Origin of the sequence: Kribbella deserti, assembly GCF_042434725.1 — a bacterium.
Taxonomy (GTDB): Bacteria; Actinomycetota; Actinomycetes; order Propionibacteriales; family Kribbellaceae; genus Kribbella; species Kribbella deserti.
This window is the reverse complement of record NZ_JBHLTC010000005.1, coordinates 98,055-119,565: the sequence shown is the minus strand read 5'-3', so window position 1 is coordinate 119,565 and position 21,511 is coordinate 98,055. Positions and strand designations below refer to the sequence as shown.

10 protein-coding genes are annotated in these 21,511 nt (G+C 68.7%); 9 read left to right on the top strand and 1 reads right to left on the bottom strand.

Features of this window, described 5'->3' with window-relative positions:
- The 8 genes from ACFFGN_RS04635 to ACFFGN_RS04600 all read left to right on the top strand — a co-directional run bounded on the left by ACFFGN_RS04635 (window position 1) and on the right by ACFFGN_RS04600 (window position 18,788).
- Window positions 1-1,026 (top strand): iron ABC transporter substrate-binding protein, encoded by a 1,026-nt coding sequence (locus ACFFGN_RS04635; RefSeq protein ID WP_380044037.1) that lies wholly within the window; start codon window positions 1-3, stop codon window positions 1,024-1,026.
- Window positions 1,010-2,611: an ABC transporter permease gene (locus ACFFGN_RS04630; RefSeq protein WP_380044036.1), complete on the top strand. Its 1,602-nt coding sequence runs from the start codon at window positions 1,010-1,012 to the stop codon at window positions 2,609-2,611. The genes ACFFGN_RS04635 and ACFFGN_RS04630 overlap by 17 nt, the downstream gene beginning before the upstream one ends.
- Window positions 2,608-3,651, top strand: a complete 1,044-nt coding sequence (locus tag ACFFGN_RS04625) for an ABC transporter ATP-binding protein (protein WP_380044035.1) — start codon at window positions 2,608-2,610, stop codon at window positions 3,649-3,651. The genes ACFFGN_RS04630 and ACFFGN_RS04625 overlap by 4 nt, the downstream gene beginning before the upstream one ends.
- Before the next feature lie 116 nt (window positions 3,652-3,767).
- Window positions 3,768-4,604, top strand: coding sequence for an SMP-30/gluconolactonase/LRE family protein (locus tag ACFFGN_RS04620; protein ID WP_380044034.1), 837 nt, complete (start codon window positions 3,768-3,770; stop codon window positions 4,602-4,604).
- Window positions 4,605-4,867: 263 nt separating this feature from the next.
- Entirely contained in the window at window positions 4,868-5,386 is a 519-nt protein-coding gene (locus ACFFGN_RS04615) for a SigE family RNA polymerase sigma factor (RefSeq protein WP_380044033.1), read from the top strand.
- Window positions 5,383-6,627: a hypothetical protein gene (locus tag ACFFGN_RS04610; protein ID WP_380044032.1), complete on the top strand. Its 1,245-nt coding sequence runs from the start codon at window positions 5,383-5,385 to the stop codon at window positions 6,625-6,627. The genes ACFFGN_RS04615 and ACFFGN_RS04610 overlap by 4 nt, the downstream gene beginning before the upstream one ends.
- Window positions 6,628-6,864: 237 nt before the next feature.
- Window positions 6,865-8,118 (top strand): MFS transporter, encoded by a 1,254-nt coding sequence (locus ACFFGN_RS04605; protein ID WP_380044031.1) that lies wholly within the window; start codon window positions 6,865-6,867, stop codon window positions 8,116-8,118.
- Window positions 8,115-18,788 carry a non-ribosomal peptide synthetase gene (locus tag ACFFGN_RS04600; RefSeq protein ID WP_380044030.1) on the top strand — a complete coding sequence of 3,558 codons (10,674 nt, stop codon included), beginning with the start codon at window positions 8,115-8,117 and terminating at the stop codon, window positions 18,786-18,788. The genes ACFFGN_RS04605 and ACFFGN_RS04600 overlap by 4 nt, the downstream gene beginning before the upstream one ends.
- Before the next feature lie 99 nt (window positions 18,789-18,887).
- On the opposite strand, the gene ACFFGN_RS04595 is transcribed toward ACFFGN_RS04600, so the two are convergent.
- Window positions 18,888-20,183 (bottom strand): citrate/2-methylcitrate synthase, encoded by a 1,296-nt coding sequence (locus tag ACFFGN_RS04595; RefSeq protein ID WP_380044029.1) that lies wholly within the window; start codon window positions 20,181-20,183, stop codon window positions 18,888-18,890.
- 74 nt (window positions 20,184-20,257) lie between these two features.
- On the opposite strand from ACFFGN_RS04595, the gene ACFFGN_RS04590 reads away from it, so the two are divergent.
- Entirely contained in the window at window positions 20,258-21,415 is a 1,158-nt protein-coding gene (locus tag ACFFGN_RS04590; RefSeq protein WP_380044028.1) for a citrate/2-methylcitrate synthase, read from the top strand.
- Window positions 21,416-21,511 lie beyond the last annotated feature (96 nt).

The following is a 21,511-nucleotide window of genomic DNA, read 5'->3' as shown; positions in this document are numbered from 1 at the left end:
ATGCGTCGACGCACATTCCTGACCGGCCTCGGGGCCCTCGGCACGATCGGCCTGGTGGGCTGCGGGTCCAAGTCCGACGGGGAGTACGTCGCGGACGCCGACTCGTTGCAGGTGTACTCCGCGCAGCACGAGAACCTCACCAAGGCCTGGGCGGCGGCGTTCACCGAGGCGACCGGCATCAAGGTGCAGGTCCGCAAGGGATCCGACTCCTCGATGGGTCACCAGCTCGTGGCCGAGGGCTCCGCGTCCACAGCTGACGTGTTCCTTACCGAGAACAGTCCCGCGATGACCTTGGTCGAGCGCAGCAAGTTGCTCGCTCCGGTCGAGCCGGCTACTCGCGCGCAGGTGCCGGCCAACCTCACCCCGTCGTCGAAGGCCTGGATTTCCATCGCCGCCCGGTCCACCGTGCTGGTCTACAACCCGTCGAAGCTGCCCAAGGCCGAGCTGCCGAAGTCGCTGATGGACCTGGCCGGACCGGAATGGAAGGACCGGTGGGGTTGTGCGCCCGGCGGCGCGGACTTCCAGGCCATCGTCGCGGGAATGCTCTCGGGTCAGGGAGAGCAGAAGACCACCGAGTGGCTGGCCGGTCTGAAGACCAACGCCCGGGCGCTGCAGAACAACATCGCCACGATGAAGTCCGTCAACGCCGGCGAGATCCCCTGCGGCGTGATCTACCACTACTACTGGTACCGCGACCAGGCCGGTACCAAGGAGGGCAGCGGCAACACCCAGCTGCACTACTTCCGCAACCAGGATCCCGGCGCGTTCGTGTCGCTGTCAGGTGGCGCCGTACTGGCCGGGGCGAAGAAGCCGGCCGAGGCACGCAAGTTCTTGGCCTACATCACCAGCCCGGCGGGCCAGAAGGTGCTCGTCGACTCCCAGTCGATGGAGTACGCCGTCGGCACCGGAGTCGCGTCCGCGCCCGCGCTGCCGGCGCTGAACACCCTGCAAGCACCGCCGGTCGACCCGTTCACCCTGAACTCCGATGCGGTCAGCAGATTGATGACCGATGCCGGCATCCTCTGACCTTTCCACCGACCCGATCGTCGGGGACGGCGACCGCACGGCCGACACGGTCGTCGTCCCGGCCCGGACCGGCCGGACACCCCGGTTCGTACTTCTGGCCGCCCTACTGGTTGCCGTCCTGCTGGTAGCGCCGCTGGTGGTGATATTCGGTCAGGCCACAGCAGCAGGCACTGCTGAGGCATCTAGGCTCCTGTTCCGGCCGAGGACCGCAGAGCTTCTCCGGAACACACTGCTGCTTCTAGCCCTTACAGTTCCTGTCACCGTAGTGCTCGGATGTGGCGCTGCCTGGCTGGTGGAGCGGACCACGCTGCCCGGCGCCGGTGTGTGGCGCATGCTGCTACTGATGCCACTCGCGATCCCCGCGTTCGTGAGCAGCTACGCGTGGACCTCAGTGCTGCCATCGGTCCAGGGACTCAGCGGAGCAGTGTTCGTCACCGCTCTTGCCTACTTCCCTTTCGTCTTCCTCCCGGCAGCCGCCTTGCTCCGCGCGCTCGATCAAGGCCACCTCGACGCCGCCCGCTCGCTCGGCGTCTCCGGAGCGGGAGCAGTTGTCCGGGTAGTGGTACCGCAATTGCGGCCGGCCGTCGCCGGTGGCGCGTTGCTGGTGGCCCTGCATCTGCTCGCCGAGTTCGGGGTGCTGCAGATGATGCGGTACCCGACCTTTACGACGGCGATCCTGCAGCAGTTCGCGGTCGGCTTCAGTAACGCCGCCGGCAGTCTGCTGGCCGCAGTGCTGGTCGTACTGTGCCTGGGCCTGCTCGCCATCGAGGTGCCCCTGCGTGGCCGGAAGCGGATCGCCCGGCTCGGGCCCGGAGTACGGCAGCGGCCGGTCTCACACCGGCTCGGCCCGTGGACCGTGCCGGCCCTCGGCGCCCTCGCCGCACTGGTCGGGCTGGCGGTGATGGTGCCCGCCGCGATCGTGTTGCGCTGGCTGGAGCGCGCGATCGCCGGCAGTGCTGTGGACCTCGGATCGCTGCTGGCGGCAACCGGATCGACCCTGGGTCTCGCTTTGCTGGCCGGGCTGGCCACCACTGTGGCCGCGTTGCCCGCGGCGTGGCTGCTGCACCGCTACCCGTCCCGGCCGGCGGTGATGCTGGAGCGGGTGACCTACGTGGCCAGCGCACTGCCCGGTGTGGTGATAGGCCTGGCGCTGGTCACTCTCGCGGTGCAATGGGCCAGGCCCGTGTACCAGACTGCCGCGCTCGCGGTGGCGGCGTACATGATCCTCTTCCTGCCCCGGGCGATGGTGGCCTGGCGATCCGGCCTGGCGGCAGCGCCGACCGAGCTGATCGAGGCGTCGCGGTCGCTGGGCGTGTCAGGGCCGGGTACGTTTGCGCGCGTGGTGCTGCCGCTGGTCCTGCCATCCGCCCTGACCGGGTTCGTGCTCGTCTTCCTCGCGACGGTCACCGAGCTGACCGCAACCCTCCTGCTCGCCCCGACCGGGACCGAAACGCTGGCGACCGCGTTCTGGTCGGCCAGCGATGAGCTGGATTACGTGGCGAGTGCACCGTACGCCGCGGCGATGATCGCCCTGTCCGTTCCGCTCACAGTGCTGCTCCGCCGGCAGATCATGGACCAGCGATGACAGCCGCCGGCATCACGATCAGCGATCTCACCTTCGGGTACGGCGGCCCGCCGGTGCTCGACCGCGTCAGCCTGCAGGTGCGCCCGGGCGGAACCACCGCCGTACTAGGACCGTCCGGTAGCGGCAAGACCACGTTGCTGCGGGCCCTGGCTGGATTCGTCCGGCCGACGCAGGGCCGGATCGAGATCGGCGGGCGGATTCTCACCGACGCCCAACTGCTGGTCGCGCCGGAACGCCGGGGGATCGGGTACGTCCGCCAGGACGGCGCGTTGTTCCCACATCTGGATGTCACCGGCAATATCTTGTTCGGACTCCCTCGGGCCGAACGTCGCCGCACTTCCCAGGTCGGCGCGCTGCTCGAACTCGTCGGTCTGTCGCCAAGCCTTGCCCGGCGCCGGCCGGACGAGTTGTCCGGCGGCCAGCAACAACGTGTCGCGCTGGCCCGGGCGCTCGCCCGGGAGCCGGCCGTCGTACTGCTCGACGAGCCCTTCTCGTCCTTGGACACCGCGCTGCGCGCCGCGACCCGCGAGGCCACCTTGAACGCGCTTGCCGAGCGCGGTGCCACCACCGTGCTGGTCACCCACGACCAGGTCGAGGCGCTCTCGTTCGCCGACCAGGTGGCGGTCATGTTCGACGGCCGGTTCGCACAGATCGGCAGCCCTTCCGAGGTGTACGACGCCCCGGCCACGCCCCAGGTGGGAGCGTTCCTCGGCGATACGATGCTGTTGCCGGGACTCGCGTACGGTCGCGTCGCCGACTGTGACCTGGGCAAACTCGACCTCGCCGAACCGGCGACCGGGTCTGTGCTCGTCATGATCCGGCCAGAGCAGGTCGTGCTGGAAGCTCCGTCAGGCCTGACCGCCCGAGTCGTCTCAGTCGCCTACCACGGCCCGGACGCGATGGTCCGGCTCGACCTCACCGGAACCACCACCCGCTTGGTGGCACGGGTCCCCGGCCGCGACGCACCTCATCCCGGCGATCTGGTCGGCGTCGCCGTACCAAGCCAGGTCCGATCATTCCCCCAACCCCGCACCGCTTAGATCGCGGGCCGTGATCCGCCTGCCCGCAGCTGAGCGCGGCAGGTGGCAGTCGTTGGGCGACCCCTGGTTGTGGAAGGGTGGATGGCCGGGGATCGGCTGCGGCGTGAGGGGTTGGGATGGAGATCTCCGCGTACGTGCTGCCGGGGGAGTGGGTTCGTCCGGAAGGGATTGCGCTCGGGCCCTCCGACGACTTCTTCAGTGGCAGTAGCGCCGACGGCACGATCTACCGGTGCGATCTGGCGGAGCGGGTTGCCGAGGTGTGGTCGGCTCCGGGGGCGGATGGCAGGACTGTTGCCTTAGGCATGGACCTGTACGGCGACTCGCGGCTCGTGGTTTGCGGCGGGAAGACCGGCGCGCTCTTCGTGTACGACGTGGCCGGGCGGACGTTGATCTCGAAGCGTGTGGTTGACGGGTATCTCAATGACGTGCAGGTGGTGGGGGATCACGCGTATGTGACGGATTCGTCGCAGCCGGTTGTCTGGGAGTTCGAGCTGCTGGGGGATGAGCACCCTCGGGCGATCGAGCTGGTTGACGCAGGGCCGGACGCCTACTTGAACGGGATCACGGCCACGGCCGACGGCGATGCGCTGCTCGTTGCCGCGCAGGGCACCGAGGTCCTCTGGCGCGTGGAGTTGGCGGACGGATCGGTCAGCGCGATCGCCCGCGATTTCGCCGCGGATGGGCTGCTGTTGGTTGGCGAAACGTTGATCGGGGTATGCAATCGTGGGGAGACCGTCCAGACGGCGGAGTTCTTCCTCGCGGCGCTGGAGCTCACCGACAACGCGCGTGGTGCGATGCTGCTCGGCACGTTCGCCGATCCTCGCTTCGACACCCCGACCACGTTGGTTGCTAACGGCAACCGCCTGCTGGTCGTCAACGCCCAGTTCGCCAAGGGCCCGTCGGCCGCGCCACCTTTCGAGGTGCTCGTCGTACCCACTCCAGTTTTCCGCTGACCGGCACGTGGTGGTCGGGAGCCGCTGAGTCAGTGCTCTCGACGCCACCGCACCATTGCTCACCCGAACACTCTTTCCAGCCATCGACCCGACCTCCCGACCCTAGCCGCACGGGGGTCCGACCCCCGTCGTACCGGGCTGCGACCGCAGGTCGACCGACCTGGTGCCGAAAACCTGTTAAGTCGTGACAACCGATCTGCTGGCCGGCTCGCTCTCTAGAGTTGACCCGGCGAGTGCCGGGCTGGACGAGCGACGGGACATTCATGAGTGACGAGGCGGAATTCACCGGCTTCGTGCACGCCTATTCGGCCGCCCTCCTGCGGCTTGCCTTCTACCTGACGGCGGATCGCGGCCTGGCCGAGGACTTGTTGCAGGTCACCCTGACCAAGACATTTCTCGCCTGGCACCGGATCCACGACCGGGAGGCGGTGCACGCCTACGCCCGCCGGACCATGGTCCGGACGGCGACCGCGTGGTGGCGGCGGCGATCGTGGCACGGCGAGCAGGCGCATGACGTCGTACCGGACACCGCGACGACCGACCGATACGGCGAAATCGACGAGCGAGCGCGAGTACTGGCGGCGGTGCGCCGGTTGCCGGCACGGCAGCGAGCGGTGGTCGCCTTGCGCTTCCTGGAGGACTACTCCGAGGCGGAGACCGCGCGCCTGCTCGGTTGTTCGCCCGGCACGGTCAAGAGCCATAGCGCGCGAGCACTGAAACAACTGCGTCGAACGCTGGCCGACCCGGTCTCGATGCTCGAGCTGGTAGAGGAGGGGCGATGAACGCCTTGGACAATCGCGTCAAACAGGTCCTGACCACCGAGGCCGATCGACTCGCCCCGAACGACGACCTGGTCCGTACGGCGATCCGCCGGGCCAACCGTATTCGCCGCGGCCGTCGCGCTGCCGGGGCATCCGCATTCGCCGCCATCGGCGTCGTGCTCGTCGCCTTCGTACCGGCCGCGATCCTCAACTCCAGCACTCCCGATCCAGCCGCCACCCCCTCGCCGTTACCTTCCGCGGAGGTCGTCGTCCAGGCGACCAAGCCGCCGCCGGAATGGTCTTGGCCGGGAGACGCTCCTTTCGACAGCTGGCTGGCGAAGTTGCCTCAGGGGGAGCTGCCACGGGTTCCCTACCTCCAGCACGGCTATCTCAACGACGGGAATCACCGCGTCGCCTTGCCCAAGATCAGCACCCGCAACGCGACCTCCTGGCCAATCGCGCGGGTGGCCGACGGCTGGCTGATCGGCGTTGTGTCGTGGCGCGGCGAGGAACCCGGCGGGTTCGGCCTGCTGAAACGCTCTGGCCAGTTCGATTTCCTGGCGAAGGGCGATCCGCGCGGCGCCGCACTTTCCCCGGACGGCAAGCAGCTCGCTTACGGCACTGCTCCTTGGCAGCAGAAGGCTGAAGGGGTCGGGACCGTGAGTTCGGCGGACATGAAGGACAAGATGACGCGGGTGGCGGTGATGGATCTCGCGACCAGGAAGGAGATCTCGTCGACCGAGGTTCTCGAGGGCCGGCTGCAGGGCTGGAACGAGCTGGGGATCTGGATGACGACAAGTGGTGCGGGAAGCCGGTGGCAGTCAGCGCTCTGGAAACCCGGAAGCAAGCCGTCAGCCGTGCCGGCCGTGGTCGCCGTACCGACGAGTCGCTCACCTCGAATGCTGTGGCTGTCGGAAGATTGCGAGCGCGTGGTCAGACTGGACGAGGAGCACTCAGCGCCGGCTGAGTACTGCGGGTTCGGCAGCAGTGGCGGGAGGAGCGGGCTCTTGTCCCCTGACGGTGAGACGTACGTGCGGCGCGATCGGGTCGCCATGCGAGTGGGGTCGAAACAGGAGACGCCGCTCGGCATCCTCGCCGGCGTACCGATGCATGACCACGCCTGGGAGGACGACACCCATGTGCTGATCAGTGCCGGCATCCCGGGCAAGGCGGCGTTGATCCGCTGCGACGTCGAGTCCGGGAAGTGCGAACGAACGACCAACACCCCGGCGAACACCATGGCCTACGGCCCTAGCAACTGACTCCACGCCTCGGCAGCCTCGTCTACCTCAGGAGGAGGCTGCCGAGAGCCGGCGAACCAGCAGGTCGGCTCACGCGGAGCTCGATCACGGCGCTCCGGGACTCTGCCCGGAGCGTTGAGGTGCAGGGGATCTAAAAAGACAGTGCGACAAAGGCTTTTCGAGACCGGTGCGATCGGACACACTGTGGCGATCGATATCGGGGCATCCACGGATTGAGGTGCCCGCGCCGGAGGCCAAATGACGACAGCACCAGCGGTTGAGCGGGCTCAGCTGCGCTACTTCCGCGGCGTGGTCGCCGGGTACGCGATCTCCTACGCAGGCAACTTCCTCAGTCTCGTGGTGCTGAACCTGTACGTGTACCAGCTGACTGGCAGCGCGGTTCAGCTCTCCATCGTGATGGTGACCCGCCTCGGTGCCAACTTCGTCGCGGGGTTCTTCGCCGGCAACCTGGTAGCCCGCTACGACCGGAAAGTACTGATGGTCGCTGCGCAACTGGTGCCGGCCGCGGCGCTGGTGGTTCTCGCGGCAGCGCCGCCGGACGCGGTACTGCTGATCGTCTACCTGCTGACGGTCGTGATCGGCGCCGGAAACACGATCTTCCAGGTGGCGCTGCGTACTTCGATCCCGGAGATCGTCGGACCAGACCGGCGGGTGGCAGCCAACGGCTCGCTGGTGCTGGCCCGGTCGGTGGCCACGGTCGCCGGGCTGTCCTCGGCGGGCATCATCGTTGCCTGGGGCGGGTACGACGCGGCGTTCAGCATCAACGCGGCCGCGTTCACGATCTCCGCGATCACTCTCCTCGTGCTGCCGCTCCGGACCCGGACGACCCCGCAGGCAGCCGAGGCCGGTGCGGACAAACCCGGTTGGCTTGCCTCGATGCGGGAAGCGGGCGTGCTGCTACGGCTCTCCCCAGTTCTGCTGGCCTTGCTCGTCGTACGCGAGAGCGATGCATTGGGTTCGGCCTCCCACAACGTCGCGCTGCCCGTCTATGCCACCCAGATCAGGCCGGGCAACCCCGCGGAGTTCGTTGGCTGGTTCTGGGCGGCGTGGGCGGTCGGGATGGCGGCCGCCCACCTGCTCACCACCCGGCTGCTTCGTGGCACCGAGCTCGGCGAGCGGGCGTACGCGATCAGCATCGTGCCGATGTCGGCGTTCTTCATCGCGGTGTTCCTCGGCCTTCCGCTCCCGCTCACCTTGGCCTGCGCACTCCTTGCCGGGGTGGCCGACGGGTTCAACGACATCGCCTACAACTCGCGATTGCAGACGGCGCCGGATCCGCAGCGCGGGTACCTGTTCGGGTTCAGCGCGATGGCCGAAACGTCCGGTCTCGGGCTCGGGATGCTGGCGTCCGGTGCGCTGCTTGCGGTCAGTCCGCCGGTCGTCGTGGTGGGCGCCTTCCATGGTCTTCCGGTGCTGATGGCGCTGCTCTTCGGGGTGTACCTGTTCCGGCGAGGCAATTCGAGAAGAAGAGACCGGAGCACCGTGGCATGACCGTCATTCCCTCCCTAGCCGTCGCGCATGGCCCGGCCCTACGGCTGGATGACCTACCGGCCACCTTGCCGGCCGCCTTGCACCTGGCCGCAAAGGCGCACCCCGACGCCGGCGTCGGCGTGATCACCGGTACCGAGCCGGACCGGCTGATCACCTATCCGGAACTGCTGGACCAGGCTCAGCGGGTGCTCGGCGGCTTGATCGAACGTGGCGTTCGTACCGGCGATGCAGTGCTGGTGGCCGGCGCGGACTTGGCCGACTTCTTTGCGGCGTACTGGGGATGCCTCCTCGGCGGGATCCGACCGGTCACGGTGGCCCGCCCACCCGGCTACTCCGGACCGAACGCTACGGCGGACAAGCTGATCGACGCGTGGCGGCAGCTGGACAGGCCATTGATCCTGACCAGCGACAGTCAACTCGCCGGGCTGGGCCAGCTAGGCCAGCACTACGGGGTCGGCGCGCTTCGGCTGGCCTCGATCGCCGTATGCGCGAGCGCTGCACCGCGCACCGAGACGGTTACTCCGCAGCCGTCCGAGGTCGCGCTGATGATGCTGTCGTCGGGCAGCACCGGAACGGCCAAACTGGTTCAGCTCACCCACCGCGGTCTGGTCGAGCTCGCCGCCGGCGCGCGGCAGACACTGCCGGGCATCACCGCCGGCGACGTCACGTTGAACTGGCTTCCGTTGGACCACAGCGGCGCGTTCTTGCTCTATCACGTCACCGAGGTGCTGCTCGGTGCAACCAACTGGCACGCGCCGGTCGAGCTGATCCTCGATCAGCCACTGCGGTGGCTGGACCTGTTGGTCGAGCACCAGGTGACCCACTCGTGGGCGCCCAACTTTGGCTACCGCCAGCTCACCGAGGCGCTCGCCGGCGCCCCGGAGCGGTACTGGGACCTGTCGGGGCTGCGCACGCTGGTCAGCGGTGGTGAGCAGATCACTTGGCCGGTGGTGCGGGAGTTTCTGGCCGCCACGGCCCGATTCGGCGTCACGCCGGCCGTCTTCACGCCGTGCTGGGGGATGGCGGAGACCACCACGGCGATCACCTATACGAGCTTTGACGAGGTCACCGGGCTGCACCGAATCCGGAGTGCCAGCGGCGAGTTGCGGACCTTCGTCAGCGTTGGCAAGCCGTCGCCCGGCGCCAGTCTGCGGATCGTCGACGAGTACGACGAGCCCGTCACCGAAGGCGAGATCGGTCGGCTGCAGGTCCGCTCGGCACGGATCACCCCGGGGTACGCCGGAGACGCCGACGGTGGCGCCGCCCTCTGCCGCGACGGCTGGTTGCGTACTGGTGACCTGGGACTGCTCGAACGCGGAGCGCTCACCATCACCGGCCGGGAGAAGGACCTGATCATCATCGCCGGGCACAATCACTATTGCCACGAGATCGAGCAGGTCGTCGCCGAGGTGCCCGGCGTGCTGGCCGGGCAGGTCGCCGCCTACGCGATCCCGGACCCGACAGCCGGTACCGAAAGCCTCGGCATCTGCTATTGCCTCGCCGACGGTACTGACGAGAGTGCCGTCTCTGCCGCCATCCGCCGTACTCTGGCCCTGCGATTGCAGTTGACCGCTGCCGCCGTGATGGCGATCCCGGCGGCCGACTTCCCGCGGACCACCAGTGGCAAGATCCAGCGGTCGGCGCTCGCCACGAAGTTCGCCGACAGGCTGAGCGAGCATGCTGCGCAACCGCCAGGAAGTCGACCGACGGCAGGGGGCTCGGACGTTGCCGAGCGGGTCATGGCAGCGGCCACCGATTTGCTCGGCCTCCCGGTGGACCGCGACCGCCCGCTGTACGAGCAGGGCATGAGCTCGGTCCAGCTGATTCGCCTGTACACCAGGCTCCGGCGCGAGCTCGGCACCGACTTCCCGCAGACGGCAATGTTCGAGCATCCCTCGGTCGCGGCGCTGGCTGACTACCTGGTCACAGCCACGCCGTCGACGGTGGCACCCGTCGAGCCCGCGCCGGTGGCGCAGCCCGGGCTCGACCAACGGATCGCGATCGTCGGCATGGCGGTCCGGTTTCCCGGCGCCGACTCGGTCGACCAGTTCTGGGCCAATCTGTCGGCGGGCGTCCACAGCGTGCGACGTTTCACCTCCGACGAGGTGGCGGCGGCCGGCCTGAGCGGGGACCTGGTACCCGCCGCCGGAGTACTCAGCGACATCGCCGGTTTCGACACCGACCTGTTCCAGCTGAGCGCCAAGGAGGCCGCGCTGACGGACCCGGCCCAACGGCTGTTCCTGGAATGCTGCTACGAGGCGCTCGAGCAGGGCGGCTACGCGGCACCGTCCACCGGTCGCAGAATCGGGGTGTTCGCCGGATCCGGGATGAACCTCTACCCTCGGCACAGCTACCTGCAGAACAACCTTGTGTCTGGATCGGGCCAGGACGACCCGGTCACGGCGATGCAAACCGCGATCGGTACTCAGCCGGACTTCCTGGCCACCCGGGTGGCCTACCGGCTCGGCCTGACCGGACCAGCCCTATCGGTGCAGACAGCCTGTTCCACCTCGCTGGTCGCGGTTCACCTGGCCAGTCAGGCGTTGCGCGCGGGCGAGGCCGACCTGGCTCTTGCCGGTGCAGCGGCGATCCACGTTCCACAGGTCACCGGCTACCAGCACACCGAGGGGTCGATCCTGTCCGCGCGCGGGAAATGCCATGCGTTCGACGCCGAGGCCGACGGCACCGTCGGAGGCAGCGGAGTGGCCGCGGTGCTGCTCAAGCCACTCGCCGCGGCCCTTGCCGACGGAGACACCATCTACTCGGTGATCCTCGGCTCCGCGATCAACAACGACGGCGCCGGCAAAGCTGCGTTCACCGCGCCTGGCGTGGCGGGGCAGGTCAGGGTGATTCGCGACGCGCTACAGGTCGCAGGCGTGGCCGCCGACTCGATCGGCTACCTGGAGGCTCACGGCACCGGCACCCGCCTCGGGGATCCGATCGAGGTAGAGGCGCTGCGCCGGGCGTTCCGGATGGACACCGACCGGGTCGGATTCTGCACCTTGGGCTCGGTGAAGTCGAACGTCGGTCACCTGGACAGCTGCGCCGGAATGGCCGGGCTGATCAAAGCGGCGCTGGTACTACGCCACCGCCAGTACCCACCGCAGATCAACCTGCGCCAGGTCAATCCCGAGCTGGCCTTGGCCGCCAGCCCATTCGTACTGCGCACCGAGCTCGCCGACTGGCCGGACGGCGACAGGCCACGCCGGGCCGGAGTGAGCGCACTGGGGGTCGGCGGCACCAACGCCCACGTCGTTCTGGAGGAACCGCCACCGGCGCCCGATCGACCCCAGCCGGCGCCGCGCCCAGTGCTGGTACCGGTGTCAGCGCAGTCCCCGGCGGCCTTGGACGAGCTATGCAGCCGACTGGCCGGTGAACTCCAGGCGCGACCCGGCACAGAGGTCGCCGACGTCGCGTTCACCCTCGCGACCGGTCGGGTGCATCGCCGGCACCGACGGGCTGTTGTCGGCACGAACCCAGCTGAGCTGGCCGTCGCCTTGCGCCAGCCGGTCGACGGTACGGGCGTCGCCGGGCGCCTGGCGTTGGCGTGTACCGGCCAAGGTGCGGCCTATCCGGGCATGGCGGTGGCTCTGGCGGCCCGATTCCGGGTATTTGCCGACACCATTGGCGAATGTGCACCGGAACTGGTCGACGTACTGCTCGCCGAGCCCGAGCCAGGCACCGCACTGCCGACCGACGTAGCTCAACCGGCGCTGTTCGCCTACCAGGTGGCGCTCGGCCGGTTGTGGAACGCGCTCGGAGTACGGCCGGAAGTCGTTGTAGGGCACAGCGTCGGCCACTACGCCGCTCTGTGCCTTGCCGGTGGCTTGACCTACGCTGACGGGTTGGCGTTGACCGCGGCCCGTGGTCAGCTGATGCAGCGCACCGAGCCCGGCGGCATGATCGCCGTACTGGCGGAGCCGGGTGTTGCCGAGGAGTTGATCGCCGAGGTGCCGGGCGTCGAACTGGCCGGGCGCAACGGTGAACGCGAATGCGTGCTGGCCGGGGATCCGGCGTCGATCGAGGCGGTTGCCGCTGTTGCCGAGCGGCGCCGAATACCGGCTCGGCGGCTCGAGGTCGACCGTGCGTTCCACAGCCGGCTACTGGACCCGATGCTCGACGACTTCACCCGGCAAGCGTCGAAAGTAGCTTTCCAGCCGCTCCGGCTGGCGGTGGCTGACGCGCTGGACGGGACGCTGTTGCCAGCGGGTTGGGTCCCCGAGGCGGAGCATCTGCGCAGGCACGCCCGTGAGCCGGTTCGCTACGACCTGGCGGTTCGCCAGTTGATGGCGGCCGGATGCGACACCGTCATCGAGGTCGGGCCGGACGCGGTACTGACCGGGATCGGGCGGCGGCAGTTCGGCGTACTGCGATGGCTGGCGAGTCAGCGGCGGGACAGCGGCGACGATCGAGTGCTGCTGGCAGCCGCGGCACGGCTCTACGAAGCCGGGAGCGACCTGAACTGGGCGGCGCTGGTCGCTGATCACCCGGGTCGACGGATCCCGTTGCCTGCTTATCCATTCCAACGCACCCGATGCTGGGTCGAGCCGAAAGAGCAGCGGAGTATGCCCACTACAGATGACCCGGCCGCCACACCGGTCCCGCTCGACCAGATCCTGGCCCTGGTCGGCGACCAGGTGGGGCTGGCCGCCGCGAAGGTCGATCCGGACGCGCCGTTCGTCGAGCTCGGGGCGGATTCGCTGGTCCTGGTCGCGTTGGCCCGGGACGTTGAGCAGTCCCTCGGCGTCCGAGTTGCGCTGCGGGAGCTGTTCGAATCCGCGGACACCCCGCGGAAGTTGGCCGCTGCCGTGCATTCGCAGTTGCCGGCCGGCCCGTCGGTTGACACTCCGCCGCCGGCAACTGTCACAACCCCGCCGCCATCCATATCGCAGAGTGCTCCGCTACCAGCCGTGTCGGCTCCTGTCGTGGTGCCGGCCGCGTCGGCAGTCGCCGTACCGGTATCGGGCGAACCAGGTGCCGGTGTGCAGGAGCTGATCAACGCCCAGCTCCAGGTGATGAACCAGTTTTCCCAGGTGATGAGCCAGCAGTTGGCGCTGATGGCGTCCCCGCCGGCGCAAGCGCTGCCCGCGTCTACGTCAGCGCCGCAAGCAGTGCCCGCGTCTGCAACAGCGCCGCAGGTCGCTACCGCTGCGACACCATCCACCAGTGCCACCGTCCCGGTTCGCGCCAGTACCGCTGCGATGCCGTCTGCCCGTGCGGCTGGTACGTCGAAAGCCGGTGGCTGCGACTTCTCCGTGTACTTCTTCGGCGACTACCCGCAAGATGCCGTCGGGACCGACAAGTACCGCGTCGTACTCGACACCGCGCGATTCGCCGACGAGCACGGCTTTCACGCGGTGTGGTTGCCGGAACGGCACTTCCACTCCTTCGGCGGGCTGTTCCCCAGTCCGTCGGTGCTGGCGGCCGCGCTGGCAACGCACACGCGGCAGATCCGGTTGCACGCAGGTTCGGTGGTGCTGCCGCTGCATCATCCAATACGTGTTGCCGAGGAATGGTCGGTGATCGACAACCTGTCCGGCGGCCGGGTCGGGTTGTGTGTGGCCAGCGGTTGGCATGCCAACGACTTCGCCTTGGCGCCGGAGAACTTCGGCCGGCACAAAGAGGTCATGCTCGAGCATCTGGAGGTCGTGCAGGCCTTGTGGCGCGGCGAGTCGGTACCTGCGCGCTCCGGCGACGGCAAGGACATCCAGGTGGCGCTGCATCCGCGGCCTGTGCAGGCGATGCCGCCGCTGTTCACCGCGGTGGTCGGCAACCCGGACAGTTATCGGGCCGCTGCCGAGAGGGACCTCGGTGTGGTCACCAATCTGATGACCCAGACGCCGGCGCAGCTGGCCGAGCGGATCGCGGAGTACCGGGCTCGTCGGGCCGAGTGCGGACTGGACCCGGACGCCGGCCGGGTGGTCGCTTTGCTGCACACCTACCTCGGCACGGACCTCGCCGCCACCAGGGCAGCCGGTTTCGAACCGTTCTGCCGCTACCTGCGTTCGTCGATGTCTCTGTTCGGCCAGGTCACCAACAGCCTCGGCTTCGCGATCGACTTCGACAACACCCCGGCCGATGACCTGCACTACCTGCTCGAACAAGCCTATGCGCGGTACTGCGAGTCGCGCGCGCTGATCGGCACCGTCGATTCGTGCGCCCCCATCGTGAGCGAGTTGCTTGCCGCCGGGGTGAACGAGATCGCCTGCTTCGTGGACTTCGGCGTCTCCGCCGACCAGATCGCTGCCAGCATGCCCGTGGTCGACCAGCTCCGCCGCCGGTACTTCGGCGCCGACAGTGCAAGCGACACCGACAAGACCAGCGGTACTGCGTCAGCTGGACAGCGCCGCATCTGGCTCTTCGAACAGCTGACGCCGGGCACGAACTCCTACCATGAACCCAAAGCGATCCGGCTGGACGGACCTCTGGACGTCGACGCCTTGCGCAGCGCGTTGACGGACGTCGTACGCCGCCATACCGCGCTGCGCACCACCTTCGGTGAGAGTGGCGGCGAGCTGATCCAGACCGTGCACGCCTCGGTGCCGGTCGAATGCCCGGTGCTGGACTGCACCGGCATGGCCGAGGCAGACGGAGTGTCCAAGGCGATGGAGTTGGATGGGCGGACCCCATTCGACCTGGCCGGCGGGCCCTTGTTCCGGCTGCGGCTGCTGCGGTTCGGCCCGGAGCGGCACGTGTTGATGATGGTCGTGCATCACATCGTGTTCGACTCGCTGTCCACCGCGGTCTTCGTGCGCGATCTCGGCGCGTACTACACCGCGGCGCTGAGAGGGCAGGCCGCTGAGCTGGAGCCGCTGCCGGCGGCCACCCGAGTCCAGCGGGGAACCGATCCCGAAGACCTGCGCTATTGGACTGCGACATTGGCCGGTGACCTGCCGGTGCTGGCGCTGCCGATCGACCACCCCCGGCCCGCGGTCCGCGCTCCGGAGGGTGGCACCGTCACGCATCGGTTCGACGCCAGGCTGACCCGCGCCATCCGCGGGTTCAGCGCCGAGGCCCGGGCGACCTGCTTCATGACTCTGATGGCCGGGGTCGCGGCGACCCTAGGCCTGTTCTCGAGGCAGTCCGACCTGATCATCGGGACGCCGGTATCGAACCGTCCGGCTGAGGCCGCCGACCTGGTCGGCTTCCATCTCGACACCGTGCCGCTGCGACTGGACTTGACCGGAGATCCCACCTTCGCCGCGCTGGTGGCTCAGGTCCGGGACCGCACCCTGGATGCGTACGCTCACAGCACGGTCGATTTCGACGAGCTGGTGGCCACGGTCAACCCGCCGCGCGATCCGGGCCGGACTCCACTCTTCTCGATCATGGTGGAGTTCGAGCAGGAATCACCGCTGTACTTCGCGGAGGGCATCGACGCGGCCGCGAGCGATGTGGATGCCCGCAAGGCCCCGTTCGACCTCAATCTCTACCTGATCAACGGCCCTGACGAGATCCGCTGCCATCTGGAGTACGACGCCACCCTGTTCGCTGAGTCCAGCGTCCGGCGACTGCTCGACTATCTCGAGCAGGTCCTTACCGCCGCGACCGCGACACCGGCACATCGGTTGTCACAGCTGACCGAGCTCACGGCCGCCGACGCTGCCCGGATCGCCGAATGGTCGACGGGAGGGCCGGCCGTTGTGTCGAACGGGGTCTTGCACGAACTGTTCGCCGCGCAGGCTCGGCGTACGCCGGACGCGGTCGCGCTGCGGCATAGCGGTACCGAGGTCAGCTACCGCGAGCTCGACGACCGGGCCAACGGGTTGGCCTGGGCGCTGACCGAGCGCGATGTCGGCCCGGGCAGCATCGTTGGAGTTCAGCTACCGCGCGGCATCGACCTGATCGTCAGCCTGCTCGGCGTGCTCAAGGCCGGGGCCGCGTACCTGCCGCTTGACCCGGCGACGATCGAGCACCGGCGGGCGTTCATGGTCGACGACTCCGGCGCCGGACTGGTGATCGACGCGCCGTGGTCAGCCGAGCCGCGCACCGACCCGCCGCCGGTCCAGGTCCGGGGCGAGGATCTCGCGTACTGCATCTACACCTCCGGGTCCACCGGCCGGCCGAAGGGCGTGTTGGTGCCGCACCGTGGTCCGGCCGGCCTGGTCAGCTGGCTGGTCCAGTCCCGGCCGCCGCTGCGGACGTTGGCCTGGACGTCGGTTGGCTTCGACATCAGCGTGGAGGAGATCTTCTCGACCCTGGCCGGCGGCGGCACCCTCGTGCTGATTCCGGACGAGCTGCGCTACGACCCTGCCGCTCTGACCGAGCTGATCGTCGACGAGCGGGTGGAGCGGATCTTCATGCCGTTCACACCGCTCAAGTACCTGGTGGACGCGCTGACCGAGGCCGGTGGCGCGCCGGCGCTACGGGAGCTGGTCAGTTGCGGTGAGCCGGTCACGGTCACCGCGCGACTGCAAGCTTTCCTGACCAAGTACCCGGACTGCAGACTGATCAACGAGTACGGGCCGACCGAGGCGTCCTGCATCGCCACCTCCCATCTCGTCGACCCGGCTGGTCCGACCTCCCCGCCGATCGGCCGGCCGATCCCCGGGGCAACTGTGCGGCTGCTGGACGCGGAGCTCCGACCGGTCCCGGTGGGCGTAGTCGGTGAGTTGCACCTGGGTGGGGTGCCGCTGGCCGACGGCTACCTGAATCGGCCTGACCAGAACGAGGCCGCCTTCACCGAGCATCCCGACGGCGAGCGCTGGTACCGGACCGGGGACCTGGCTCGCTGGCGCCCCGACGGACTGCTCGAGTTTTGTGGCCGCGTGGACGACCAGGTGAAGATCCGCGGCTTCCGGGTGGAACCGGGGGAGGTGGCCTCGGTGGCCGCTGAGCTGCCCGAGGTCGCCGACGCCGCGGTCGTCGTACACCATGACAATGCGGACGAGCCGTATCTCGCGGCGTACCTGGTGGCGTCCGATCCTGGTCCTGACGCCCATCCCAGTACCGATGGCGCAGTCAGCACCGACAGGGTCGCCGCAGCGCTGGCAGCCCGGTTGCCCGATTACATGGTGCCGCGGGTGTACCAGTGGTTGGCTGAACTCCCGCTGACCACGAGCGGGAAGCTCGATCGTCCGGCGCTGCTACCGCCTGGGCCAGGACGGTCGGGCGATGTCCCGTCCGAGCCGGCCGATCCCGTGCAGCGCCGAGTCCACGAGCTGTGGTCGGAGCAACTGGGACAGACCCAACTGGGCGTGGACGAGTCGTTCTTCAGCCTCGGCGGCCACTCCCTGATGGCGGTGCGGCTGATCAACCGGGTCCGGGCCGAGTTCGGCGTACCCTTCCCGGTGCAGCGATTCTTCGCCAATCCCACCGTGCGGGGAATGGCCGCCGTGATCGCCCAGGCCGCATCCGGGCAGCTCGAGGTCGAGACTCGTTCGCCGGTTAGCTTCTACCAGCGCCGGCTGTGCGAGTTGGCAAGTTCCAGGGGGCGTCCGGAGGCCAACAACCTCGGCCAGCGGTTGTTGTTGGACGGCGACCTCGACGTCACAGCGCTGCGGACGGCGCTGCGCGGGCTGGTCGAGCGGCATCAGTTGCTCCGGGCAAGGATCATCGAGAGTGCGCAGGAGCCTTTGCTGGAGGTGCTGTCCGGCGTACCGGTCGACCTTGCGCTGATCGATCTCACCGACCACCCGGCACCGCAACGGGCGGAGGCCGCGCGCCAGCACGCGGAGACGACGGTGAGTACCGTGTTCCAGCACGACCAGGCGCCGCTGTGGCGGGCGGTGCTGCTACGGCTGGACGCCCGCCAGCACGAGCTTGTGCTGGCCTTCGATCACGTGATCGTCGACGAATGGTCGCAGTGGCTGTGCCTGCGGGAGTTGGCCGAGCTGTACGGCGCCGCGGTATCGGGCCGGCCCGCAGACTTGGCGGAAGTGAACGTCGAGTACACCGACTTCGTCCGCTGGCAGCGCGAACAGGTGACGCCACAACGTTATGACGAGTTGCGCGAGTACTGGTCGGCGCGGCTGGCCGGAGTGCCCCGGCTCGCGCTGCCGTTTGACCGGCCGCGCCCCGAGGAGCTCTCTGGTGACGGCGCCTTACAACGCTTCACGATGGAGCCGGCGCTCGTATCGGCCCTCGACGAGTTGTGCCAACGGCTTGGCGTCAGCCGGTTCGTGGCGTGTCTGACCGCTCTGATGCTGACCCTGTCTCGCGCCAGTGGCCAGACCGACCTCGCAGTCGGCATCATGGGACTCAACCGGAACCGGCCCGAACACGAGCCGATCATTGGGCTCATCGCCACCTCGGTGCTGGTCCGGCTGGTCGTCTCGCCCGGCCGGACCTTCGCCGACTTGGCGCATGACGTGGCCGAGCAGGTGTACGCGGCGATGGACCATCAAGATTTCCCGCCGGCGGCCATGCTCAACGAGATCACTCCTGAGGTGCCCCATCCGGATTGGCCACCGCGGCTGCAGGTGCTGTTCACGATGCTCGCCGATCAGCCCGATCTCACCTTCCCCGGCCTCACCACCCGGGTCGAGGATCTGTCGTTGCCGGACGTGGCCCGCACCGAAGCGGCCATCTACCTGCTGCCGGCCGATGGTAGGGAGGGCGCCAACGGCACCAACGGCATCGTCGAGTACTCCACCGACATCTTCGACCCGGCCACGATCGAAGCCCTCACCGCCTCGTTCCTCACCACCCTGACCAAGGAGACCACCTGACCCACCCCACACGCCCCGAGATCTGGGTCGCTTCGTGAACAACGCGGCCCAGTCGCTATGGCGATTCGGCCGGAGTGTCTGCGCGGAGCTGCCTTGCCGTTAGGTGGTGATGGCGTCGGGGCCGGTGTAGACGCCGAGGGCTCGGAAGCGCAGCGCCGGTTGCGCGTACTCCTCGAGCGCGTGCGCGGTCCAGCCGATGGTGCGGGCGAGGGCGAAGATCGCCTCGCCCGCGTCGGGGCGGAAGTCGTAGGCGTGCATGAGCGCCGCGACGGCGAGGTCGCTGTTGGGAAAGTGGGGCAATTGGTCGGCCAGCGCGCGGACCGTACGGGTGATCGGCGCATCGCCGAGCAGGTCCAGTAGTACGTCGGCCCTCGGGTCCCGGCGTTCGTACAGCTTGTGGCCGAAGCCGGGTGCCGGCTGGCCCGACCGCAACTGGCTGGACACTGCGGCGATCGGGTCGTCGAGTGCGCGGGCCAGGAACTCGTAGGCGAGCGTGGTCGCGGCGCCGTGCAGCTGCCCGTCGAGCGCGCCAAGGCCCGCCGACACGACGGCGTACAGGTTGGCACGGGCACTGGCGGCGACCCGGGCGGCCAGCGTCGAGACCGCGAGTCCGTGGTCCGCGAGCAGGATGACGGCCGCCTCCAGCAGGTCGGGGCGAGGCGGTCCGTCCGCTCCGGGGATCACCAGCTTCGGCCACAGCCGAGCACCGAAGGAGTCATCCGTGCCGGAAGAGCCCGAAAAGCCCGAAGGCTCGGGACCCTCGGCCAGACCGAATGGGCGGGGCGGGTCCGAGGGGCGGGAGGAGGTGGAGTCGGGGAGGGCTGCGGTGAGTACGCCGAGGAGGCGGGCGGCGGCCACCCGGACTGTTTGCGGTGTGAGGTCGAAGCGGAGCGGGTCGCCGGCGCCGAGGGCGGCGACGGCGATCCGGAGTTGATCCGTCAGCCGGGCGCCGGGCGGAGCGATCGCCATCGCCGCGCGAGCAAGCTCCACTTCCTGTTGAGGCGCCGGAAAGGCCGAGGTGGCGGAGAGCCCGCCGCGCGTCCAGTCCGGGGCGTCGGCTGAGGGCAACTCACCGGTCCAGAGGAGCTGGGCGACTGACTCGACGGTGCTGGTGATTGCCAGGTCCGCGGCGCGGTGACCTCGGTAGTAGAGCTCATCACCGGCCAGCAGGGTGAGAGCGGACTCGATGCGTTCGATGGCGCCGGGGTGGTCGACGCTGCGGCTGGCCAGGCGTTCGACGTCGGTGGCGGCGAAGAGGCTGCCGCGGCGGCCGCGGGCCCGAACGCTCGTGAGCAGGCCGCGGCTGACGTACGCGTAGACGGTCTCCGGCTTCACCTTCAGCCGAGCGGCGACCTCGGACGTGGTCAGGTAATTCTCGTCACTCGGCTCCGCCATGCCACGCTCCCGCAGACACTCAGGTTGACTGGATCAACATTGACAATACTGGACGGACGCTCGACGGTGAATCCATGTCAATCAATATGGATCAACTTGTCGAGGTTCCAGCGGGACTGCGCAACGTCGTGGTGACGGAGACCCAGCTGGGTGACGTCCGAGGGGACGAAGGCTTCTACCACTACCGGCAATACTCCGCGATCGAGCTCGCGACGTCGAAGACGCTGGAGGACGTCTGGTTCCTGATGATCGAGGGACGCCTGCCGAGCGCGTCGGAGCGCGCCCAGTTCGTCGCCGAGGTCGCGCCGCTGCGGGTACTGCCCGATGAAGTGCGCGAGATTCTTCCGGCGGTCGCGACGGCTGGACCGGTGGCCAATCCGCTGGCCGGCTTGCGTACTGCGTTGTCGGTGCTCGCGGCGGCCCGGCAGCTGCCGCCGTTGTGGGACGCGGATGGCGCGCGGCGTAAGGCGGACACGATGCTGGTGTGCGCGGTGACGCCGACGATCCTGGCGGCGCTGCATCGGCTGCGGCAGGGCGAACAGCCGTTGGAGCCGCGGGAGGATCTCGGGGCGGCGGCCAACTGGTTGTACCTGGTGAGTGGGCGCGAGCCGGCGGCTGAGCACGTTCGGGCGATCGAGCACTACCTGATCTCCACGGTGGACCACGGGTTCAACGCGTCGACGTTCACCGCCCGGGTCATCGCGTCGACGGGTGCGGACGTCGTATCGGCGGTGGCGGGCGCGCTCGGAGCGTTCTCGGGTCCGCTGCACGGGGGAGCGCCAGACCGGGCACTGGCGAGCCTGGACGAGATCGGGACGCCGGACCGGATCGACGCGTGGGTCCGGCAAAAGGTGATGTCGGGGGACCGGATCATGGGGTTCGGCCACGCGGTGTACCGGACGGTGGATCCGCGCTCGGAGATGTTGCGCGGTGTGGCGTTGGAGTTGGGCGGTGACCTGGTCGACTTTGCGACGACGGTCGAGCGCCGGGTCGTGGAGGTGCTCGCGGAGCTGAAGCCGGGACGAAACCTGTACGCGAACGTGGAGTTCTACGCGGGGGTGGTAATGGAGCAGTGCGGACTGCCGCGGTCACTGTTCACCCCGACGTTCGCAGTCAGCCGGGTGATCGGCTGGACGGCGAACATCCTCGAGCAGGCGGCGGACTCGAAGATCATCCGCCCAGCGGCCCGATACGTCGGCCCACCCCCACCCGCGGCCGTGCCCGCCTCCTAGTCCGGCGCTCCGGCCGCGCCACATTTCAGAAGCGTCGTTGTTGCGCCTTTGGCAGGGATCAGTTGGTTCGCGTAGCGCTGCTTGCCGACCCGCAAT